Genomic DNA, 9,680 nt, shown 5'->3' on the forward strand with positions numbered 1-9,680 from the left:
TTCACGTGATCAAAGTTCGATACAAGCGCTGGTTTATCAACATGATGGATATCTATGGTTCTACCAAATGGAATCCGGAAAAGAGCGTAGATATTATTATTTCTTCTAACGTACTGTTTTCAGCCAATAGACATCAGAAGCTACCACCACAAAAACGTGTATTGCTGAGCTACGGGAAAACGTTAGTCATTGATTTACAACGATCCGAGGAAGAATTATTCGCGGATATTCATAAAAATGCCAGGTATAAAATTAACCGGGCAAAGAAAAGAGACGCGATTAACTATCATGAGTTGATTTCCCCGTCTGATAAGGAAATTCACGCGTTTATCCAATTTTTTGATCGATTTGCGAAACTTAAACAAATACCAAAGGGGAATTTTGGGAGGTTACAATCGCTAAGGGACAAGGGTGCGCTTATCCTTTCCTACATAACGGATGAAGCTGGCAATCCCCTTTGCTACCATGCCTATGTAAAAACAGCTGCCTACTGTTCGTTGCTTCATTCCGCTTCTGCTAGATTTGAAAACAATGCGGAGCGAAACAAAATTGGTAGAGCAAACCGCTTTCTCCACTGGCAGGATATACTGAGCTTCAAAAAGATGGGCTTTAGCTGGTTTGACTTTGGCGGGTTATTTTTGGATGAACAGGAAGGAGCAGAGCATTCCATCAATCGGTTTAAAAAGGAATTTGGTGGTCAGGTTGTAGACGTGGATAAAAAAATTACTCCACTTACGATGCTTGGTAAAATGGTTGTGTTCGTATTTTGGCTAAAAATGCGTAAACGGCCGGAATTTTTACGAGCGAAGCAACTTGCCAACCGCTATACGCTTGAAAATATGTAAGTCATCTTATTGGCGAAGCGTTTTTTGTGAGAGGAGTGTATCTATTTTGGAGCAAATGGGGCGAGCGATGTGGCGGTAAAGCGATTATCACTGAAAATGAACATGTCCTGGACGTTGGCTGGAAGTGTCATTTATTCATTTACCCAATGGCTACTTTTAATTATTATCGCTAAGCTTGGTAACCCGGAAATGGTCGGTTTATTTGCCCTCGGTTTAGCGGTTACGGCCCCGATTATCATGCTGACAGATATGGAGTTACGAATGGCGCTCGTCACTGATGCGAAATCAAGCTTCGGGTTTGCCCATTATGCAGGTACAAGAATACTATCGGTCGGACTCTCTTTCGCTATTATGATTGTCGCTGTCTTGGTGCTCGGCTATGGTGTCAATGCGGCAATCATCATCATATTGATCGGTATGACTAAATTACCTGAATCGGTTAGTGATATCTATCACGGGTTATTGCAAAAGCATGAGCGAATGGACCTCATTACTATATCCAATAGCAGCAAGGGGATTTTAACGGTACTGGTCTTTGCCGTTATGCTATATGTTACGAATAATTTGATGATGGCTATTATGGGGCAACTCATGGTATGGACCTTGATTCTGTTGTTTTTGGACTGCAAGCTGGCAAAACAATATGCAGCCATCCAACCACTTTTTCATCCTCCAAGCATAAGGAAATTAGTCCAATTAACGATTCCATTAGGGTTCATGGCCCTGTTAACTTCTTTCAATACCAATATTCCAAGCTATCTAGTGGAGTATTACCTAGGGAAAGAAGAACTCGGATATTTCGCTGCCATCCTTTATATCTATTTTGCCGGGAGTCGAATGTCCAATTCATTAAGACAGCCAACCGCCCCAATGCTTGCTACATTATACGCCGACAATAATATTAAAGGCTATCTAAAATTATTGTCGATGTTAATGGCTTTGGGATTACTGATCGGGTTCACCGGTTTTTTAGTGGTATCTCTCTTTGGCAAATTTCTATTGTCGATCATCTACACACCTGGTTATGCGGTGTATTCCAAGTTATTTATTGTCATCATGGTATCCGGAATTATTAGTTATCCGGCCTCATTTTTAGATACAGGCATTATGGCAACGAGATTTTTTAGATTTCAGCCATATCTTGCAGGTGTACGTGTGGTTGCTAGCCTAATCGGATGCTTTTTATTTATTCCTGAATATGGTCTACTTGGTGCGGCATATGCGCTAATATTTTCCTCAGCGGCGAAGTTATTCGGTCTGATATTTGTACTGGTATTTATTTTAAAAAGAAACATCCATGCTGCCAACATGGAAGGGGGAGAAAGGATCAGTGGATTTTGAAACAGTGAAGCAATGCGCGAAAAAAGATGAAGCCACAAGCTATTATACGGTTATCAAACGAAAAACCGGTGTACTGCTAACCTGGTTCATTATCAGGATATTCCCCTCTGTTTCGGCAAATGCGGTAACACTGAGTATGTTTCCCTTGAACATGCTTGTAGCTGGCATATTGTATTACGCTATTGTTTTCGAGAATATATGCGTTCTGTTGATATCTTTTTGTATCTCATTTATCACCCTTGTACTAGACACCGTTGATGGCAATATTGCAAGGATAAAAGGGACCTCTTCCATTAAAGGGGTATATTTGGACAGATTAGTGCACAACATTTCCCATCCGATGTTCTTTATGGTGCTGGCTTTTGCCCTTTTTGCAAGTAGTAATCAAATGATCTATCTCATCATGTTTATCATTGTCGCCATTCTTAGTGAACTGTCCCCATTAGATGTTTCACAGAAGGATGTGGAGGCATTATTTATTCGGCAGGCTGTTTTACATACAACAAAAAACTACCATTATGCAACACATCAATTCACTAGAAAGGTTGCTCGAAAACCGGAAAAAGCTTCAAAGATAAGAAAGATCATCAAAACAATTCTCTCCAATGATTCCTATTATTTCGTGGTACTGCTTGATCTGCTTTTATTTGATAAACAATTTTATGTTACGGGTCTTTTCGCTTTGGTGGATATTGTAGGGATGGTGTATGTGAGGTCGAACCTGAACAGATGGGAAAGCAATCTTCATGAAGTACTGGAAAGGTTATCGAAAACAGATGGGCGGTGATGTGTTGACCATACTCATTACAGGCGGTGCAGGTTATATCGGGGCACATATTTGTTTAGAATTACTGCGGGCAAATTATGAAATTGTTGTCGTGGATAACTTTTCAAACAGCACACCAGATACCTTGGAGCGTGTGAAATATATGACGGGAGCAACATTTCCAGTGTATCACCTTGATTTACTGGATAAGGAAGGTTTGCTAGAGTTGTTCGCCAAGGAAGGTATTACGTCGGTGATTCATTTGGCGGGCTATAAATCAGTTGGGAAATCAACATCCAACCCATTATCGTATTATGCGAATAATATTGTTGGGACAATTACCTTATGTGAAGTCATGCAGCAATTCAATGTAAAAAATTTGGTGTTCAGTTCATCTGCAACGGTTTATGCTCCAACCAAGCACCATGGCCCTATATCAGAAGAGTATCCACTTGGCGCGATCAATCCATATGGTAAAACAAAGCAAATCATCGAATGGATGCTCCATGACTTATACAGCTCGGATGAAACGTGGAGTATCCGGATTTTGAGATATTTTAACCCAGTAGGTGCCGATGAAAGTGGCCAGATCGGTGAGAATCCTAAGGGAGTCCCAACTAATTTAATGCCATATATGTCAATGGTCGCGCTTGGTATATTACCATATCTCTCCATTTACGGAAATGACTATCCGACGAGGGATGGCACTGGGATAAGAGATTATATTCATGTTACAGATCTTGCCAGGGGTCATCTGTATGCACTGGAGAATTCCTGGCAATCTCAAGGCATTGACTCATACAACTTGGGAACAGGAAAAGGTTACAGTGTCCTGGAGATGGTTCAAGCCTTCGAACAATCATCAGGCAAGCATATTCCCTATGCATATGCACCACGCCGGAACGGAGACATCGCCGTCAGTTATGCAGATGTTTCCAAAGCAAAGGAACAACTTGGCTGGCAAGCAACCAAGGGAATAGCCAGCATGTGCCAAGACGCATGGAATTGGCAAATGAGTCTGGAGCGGGATAGAGGGACGGTTTTTTAGGGGTGCCTGTCACTTCCCGACTATATTCACCTGAATCCAGTTGAAGCGAATATGGTAGCCAGACCTGATGCTTATTACTGGAGTAGTTATCTGGCGTATGTAACGAAAAAAAGAATTTGCATGTAACTACTGAAAAACTACTGGGACATTTTTCGGATCCGGTAAAGGAAAATTATCGGAAGTTTGTGGAGGAGAGCTTAAAGAGTAACGGAAAACGGAGTAAAACATGTGGCTATGGGGTTAGTGCCCATAGTCATACACGCTCAAAAGGTATGGTATAATTTTCTAATGATAACAGATGAAAAACCACCCTCAATTAATCCTGCATATAAAATGGAACATTCTGAGTTTATGTTATATTTATCAAAGGTATAGGGTGATGGATTTAAAAAGGATTTGTCGATTATGAATTACATTAAATATTTGACCCCACTAATTGCATTCTTAGCAACAGTTGCATCAGGTATTTTAAATGATCCTGTAAAATTATTTACTGATGATTTTATTTGGGCAGAATTTATATTTATTATATACATATTTATAACAATTATAATGATTATTCATGATTACTTTAGTAAACAAATTATAGAAAAGGAGAAGGTAATCAAAAACTACGAAGATGACATAAGGAATCAAACTGCAGGGATGTTAGAAAACTACAAAGGATTAAATAAATTTCAACTAAATGAAATTCTCCTCGATACAATGAGGGTGTTTACTGAGAAACATTCATATGTTATTTCTACACAATTATATAAATACACAGTACAACATTCCATAGAAAACCGCCAAGAAATAACCGTATTAAAAATAAATTTTGTTGAAGGATTTATTGATGAACGTGAAGAACAAAATAGTATGATGCAAATTTATTATTATATTCCTACAGAGCTTTACCAAAGATATTACGAAGCGATGTTCTACATTAAGAAAGAGAAAAGTTATACAATGGCTTTAATCATAGACATTTTGGACGAATTAAACAATACAATTGAATCTAAGGATGACGTAACCGAAACACATGCAACTAAATTTGCCTTCATACTTCTATGTTTTGAAGCATTGGGACTTGATGAAGAAACACAAGTCCTTAAAGACAATGACATTGAAGATGCCATAAGGAGAAAATTGAAAACTGGAATAATGCGTGGAGTTCTTAGTACCGCTAACGAATTTTCCTTCAACTATATTTCAACCAGGGATGGAAAAATTAGTGAAAAAGATGGACTTATTTATCTAACTAAAAAAATAAAAATAAAAGGCGAGCTGCATTTATTTTTAATCACTATTAGTAAATTTATACATGATACAGATGAGCCTACACGGAATATTAAAGGAATTGGAGATGAGTTTACGCAATTACTGATTGATAAAACTCCGGGAATTGAGTATAATAAAGGGGAAGGAAGGGATTTTTATGTTTAAAAAAACGTTAAAATCAGAAAAAGAACAACTTCAAGAAGTCATCCGGGAACTACGGAATAGAGGTATTGAAGTTAAGCCCAAAGATGGACACGGAAACCCTTCAGACCCATATTGGTCAACTAGTTTTGGTAAAGAACACAGAAAAGAATTGGTTATAAGATAAACTATTAAAGGAACCTGTACATTCAGGTTCCTTGTTTTGTTGCCTGGGCTATGGGGTCAGACCCCCATCGCATTCATTAAGTATTGTTCATGCTTAATTATTACAATTATGTTTTTATCTGTTCGGCTGCTAATGCGTCGTGTTAACCGTTTATAAAGGGGATGCTAGTAAGGTAGTTATTCCATTTAAGGCGCGGTTGCTGAATAAAAGTTGTGCCAGAATCGGCCAGATTATAGAAGAATAAAGGAGTTCCGAAATGGGTTGTGATTGGGAAACGTGTCCCTCTGATATTAAAAATTTTGTTCATGATCTTAAAAGAGGGATTAGGAAAATCATGAAAGAAAATTTCGCTGGTTTTTATATACATGGCTCTATAGCAATGGGGGGATTTAATCCGAATAGTAGCGATATCGATGTTTTGGTTGTTACAAACAAAACGATGAAAATTGATACTAAGAGGATTTTAGCACAGTTCTTTTTAAATCATTCTAATTCGCCATTTCCAGTTGAAATAAGTTTTCTAAGTAAGGAACAATTAAGGGACTGGCAACATCCCTGCCCATTTGATTTTCATTATAGTGAGTTTTGGAGAGAACAGTATCAGTCTGATTTGTTAAGAGGTACGTCTAATTTTTTAAATGATGATATTAAAACTGATACAGATTTAGCAGCCCACGTAACAATAACTAATCATAGGGGTATATGTATAGAAGGCGAACCTATTAATAAAATTTTCCCTTCAGTCCCACGTTCAGATTATATATCGTCAATAGTAGGGGATTTCGAGGACTGTTTGCAGAATATCGAAAATGAACCGATTTATTGTTCCTTAAATTTGATAAGAGTGTATTGGTATCTAAGAGAAGGGGTTATTTCATCAAAGTTAGAAGCTGGTAACTGGGGATTAAAAATATTACCACAAGATTTAAGTACGACAGTTGGAAACGTGATTAACATTTACACGGGTAAGAAAGATATATGGTCTCTGGATAAGGAGAGACTTGTATCTCTAAGGGATTATTTAGAGGAAAAGGTGCAAGGATTATTACAAAATTGTGGTTGAATTTATTAAGAAGGATTTTCGGCAAACAGGCGCGAGAATAGAAAGAGGGGAGTTCAAATAATGAAATTGGATACAGATAAACTCTTGCAATCTCTATACGAGGAAGAAATTCACTCTTTTATGCGAAATGTCTTACTCCGGCTGGATTTGTTAGAAACAACCGAATACCCAGAGAAACAATTCATAACAGACATAAGAGATTTGAAAAGTAGATATTGGCAGTTATATGAACACCGCACCAATCCCCGTACAGAATACGAAGAACAACAAGTTAGTAAAGTTCACATCGTCTTCGATTTCTCTAGTAGGGGAAGTTTGAAAGTTGCGCTACGCGATGTTCTGGCATTAGAAGGTGAAAAGGTTATTGCTATTTCCGATACATTTTCAGTAGGTCCCATATGGCAATTACATACGGAAGATGGTGTGAAAAAACGAAAAGAATGGTTGTTCTATAATATTAATCTAGATGAGGAATATATAGATGGATATGTAGAGGAGTTTGACAATGCACGGGCGCAAATTAGTTCCATTCCAGATGATATTCCAATTAATATTTGGTGCGGGGATAACAGCCATGAACAAACGGGTTTGCGACTAGCTCTTTATTTATTAAAGGGAAAGTCGAACCCAATCAAGATGATCAATGCCACCCAAGAATATCATACTGTTTTTCCTGAGAAGAAACTAGATGGATATCCCCTTCAAATAGCTGAAATCACACCAGAGAAATTATCAACCATCTATCAAAAGGCGATAGTTAATAAATTGACTCCTATACAACGACAGGAACTAGAAGAAGAATGGCTTTCTTTATCCAAAAATGATAAAAAGCTTCGATTATGGGAAAATGGCCACATTCTATCTGTGTCAGGGGGACAGTTAGATGAATTTATCATTCAATCATTGCAAAAGCTCCATAAAGAACGGGGAAGTAATGATTTTATCAAATCGGCTAGATTAATTGGTGAGGTCATCGGTCACGCTTCACAAGTTGTAGGTGATGGATTTATAGAATATAGGATTAGAGAGCTTATCGTTAAAGGAATATTTGATATAAAAGGTGTGCCTAAAGCGATGAGATTCTATGAAGTTAAGCTTCATTCTCCCTGATCATGGGGTCAGGCACCGTTGTTTTTCAAAGTAATTGCGTCTGATGCCAGCTTGAAAATGATGTTGTTAAATGTGTGCAAACATTGATTTCGTGGTATAATTAACATAGAAAAATGATAAGTGCATACACTAATAAAGACCGCCCATGCTGATACATGGAACGATCGTAATAGACTGATCCCCGACAAGAGGGGTTGGCAGCTTAGGAAATAATCCCTCACGTACGTCTAAAGCGCATGAGGGATTATTTTTTATGGTTTTTATCAGAAACGATAAACGCGTGCTTTCATCCCCAAGGATATCATGCGTCAGCGCACTAACAATGTGCATTGGGCAAGCATCTCCCTCCCCGGGAAGTCTCAAAGTGAAGAACAACTGCAGATCGACAGTGCTACCAAACCCCTCATGCGAAGCCAGTCTACTATTAAACATATTGCAAGTATTTATACTGTAGTTACTGAGGAAATAATTACCCTTCTTTTAAATTCGCCATGAACATCTTTTAGTAAAAATCATCGTGATGATGGGTTCAGGCACCGTTGTTTCTTAAAACATGCTGCATATTGTTAATTAATACCTTGACGAAAGAAAATAATTTGGTTAACTACCGGTTGATTACGGCCACAAAATGTACCAACGTTAACATACTCTTACCACTGAATGACAGATGATTCCACCACATATTTTAGTTGATTTTTAAAAGCCATACGTATTTTGGATTTTAAATGTTATACTTGTTGTGTGATATAATTTGGTTAATTCTGAATATTAGGTGTATCCAACAATTGTGGCGCAATTACGGAATAAAATTGTATTAGAATCGGTCCATTTAATTGAATAAATTACGTTAAAATTAAATCAAATTAAAAGCGAAAGAAAGGGGGATTATAATATGGCTTTAGCATTGGATATTGCGCTTACTGTATTACCTGTTGTAATAATGGGTGGGATTGCAGTATTTGTAGTTTTAAGAATGAAACATAAATATAAGAAAGGCACCCTGGGTAAGAAAAAGACAAAAGGCGCTCAAAATTTATTAGATAGTTTAATACCATTCGGAATGATGATTGGTCTTGCTGTTGCTGTACTTTTAAGTCTCTTTTTCGCAATTTCCTTACTATCTACAATTACGTGGGGACCTGGGATAGGTTTATTATTTGGATATTTTGCTTATGAAATATATAGCAAAAAAGAAGAGAGTCATTCGTAATCATTCATTACGGTGCCGGATATATGAAAAAATGTGGATGAGGAAGAAATGAAGGGACAAATGACCATTGTAGATAGGAGAAATGGGTTGAAAATCGACCGTTATTATGATGTTGCACAAAAGACGTTGGTGAATAAGTAAGCATCTTGTACCGCAATCGGGCCATATTGTCGCATAAAGTGGTCGCCTTAATTTCAGGAAGTTCCGTAAAAAAATAAAATTATTGGTGGTGAATTTATGAATGTAAGCCTCGTTAAAGCAAAGGAAAATGATGCAGAATCTATTTTCGATATTCAGGTTAAGGCATTTACACCATTGTTGAAGAAGTACAATGATTATGATGTTAATCCAGCAAATGAAACCATTGATAGGGTAGTACAGAGAATAAATAGATCCAATGGTGGTTTTTATAAGATATTAGCTGATGATGAAATTGTAGGTGCTATCTGCATTTTTTGGAAAGAGGATGTGCAGTTTTGGATTAGTCCAATGTTTATTCTACCTTCTTATCAAGGCAAAGGGATAGCTCAGCAGGCTATAATTTTAATTGAAAAAATGTTCCCAGAAGCCACCAGTTGGGAGTTGGCTACAATATTGGAGGAAGCCCGAAACTGTTATCTTTATGAAAAAATGGGATATAGCAAAACTGGGGTTAGCAAGAATATAAATGATAAGACAACACTCGTTTTTTATAAAAAGATTTGTTAAA

General features: G+C 37.5%; 10 protein-coding genes. All 10 read left to right on the forward strand.

Annotation, left to right across the window (positions count from 1 at the left end; all coding sequences use genetic code 11):
• The first annotated feature begins 5 nt into the window (after positions 1-5).
• The 10 genes from ACW2QC_RS01775 to ACW2QC_RS01820 all read left to right on the forward strand — a co-directional run bounded on the left by ACW2QC_RS01775 (position 6) and on the right by ACW2QC_RS01820 (position 9,679).
• Positions 6-845, forward strand: coding sequence for a hypothetical protein (locus ACW2QC_RS01775; RefSeq protein WP_457542253.1), 840 nt, complete (start codon positions 6-8; stop codon positions 843-845).
• Between the two features lie 69 nt (positions 846-914).
• A complete protein-coding gene (locus tag ACW2QC_RS01780) occupies positions 915-2,186 on the forward strand; it encodes an oligosaccharide flippase family protein (protein ID WP_457542254.1) in 1,272 nt (423 codons plus the stop codon).
• Entirely contained in the window at positions 2,176-2,973 is a 798-nt protein-coding gene (locus ACW2QC_RS01785; protein ID WP_457542255.1) for a CDP-alcohol phosphatidyltransferase family protein, read from the forward strand. Before ACW2QC_RS01780 ends, ACW2QC_RS01785 begins: the two co-directional genes overlap by 11 nt.
• Positions 2,974-2,977: 4 nt before the next feature.
• Positions 2,978-4,000, forward strand: a complete 1,023-nt coding sequence (gene galE, locus ACW2QC_RS01790; RefSeq protein WP_457542283.1) for a UDP-glucose 4-epimerase GalE — start codon at positions 2,978-2,980, stop codon at positions 3,998-4,000.
• Positions 4,001-4,405: 405 nt separating this feature from the next.
• Entirely contained in the window at positions 4,406-5,425 is a 1,020-nt protein-coding gene (locus tag ACW2QC_RS01795) for a hypothetical protein (RefSeq protein ID WP_457542256.1), read from the forward strand.
• Entirely contained in the window at positions 5,418-5,588 is a 171-nt protein-coding gene (locus ACW2QC_RS01800; RefSeq protein WP_457542257.1) for a hypothetical protein, read from the forward strand. Before ACW2QC_RS01795 ends, ACW2QC_RS01800 begins: the two co-directional genes overlap by 8 nt.
• A 256-nt stretch (positions 5,589-5,844) precedes the next feature.
• Positions 5,845-6,651 (forward strand): aminoglycoside adenylyltransferase domain-containing protein, encoded by an 807-nt coding sequence (locus tag ACW2QC_RS01805; RefSeq protein ID WP_457542258.1) that lies wholly within the window; start codon positions 5,845-5,847, stop codon positions 6,649-6,651.
• 60 nt (positions 6,652-6,711) lie between these two features.
• Positions 6,712-7,761 (forward strand): DUF1835 domain-containing protein, encoded by a 1,050-nt coding sequence (locus ACW2QC_RS01810; protein ID WP_457542259.1) that lies wholly within the window; start codon positions 6,712-6,714, stop codon positions 7,759-7,761.
• A gap of 892 nt (positions 7,762-8,653) precedes the next feature.
• Positions 8,654-8,971, forward strand: a complete 318-nt coding sequence (locus ACW2QC_RS01815; protein WP_457542260.1) for a hypothetical protein — start codon at positions 8,654-8,656, stop codon at positions 8,969-8,971.
• Between the two features lie 237 nt (positions 8,972-9,208).
• Complete coding sequence (locus ACW2QC_RS01820) at positions 9,209-9,679, forward strand: GNAT family N-acetyltransferase (protein ID WP_457542261.1); 471 nt, start codon at positions 9,209-9,211, stop codon at positions 9,677-9,679.
• The last annotated feature ends 1 nt before the right edge of the window (position 9,680 follow it).

The organism is Virgibacillus sp. FSP13 (assembly GCF_054048505.1).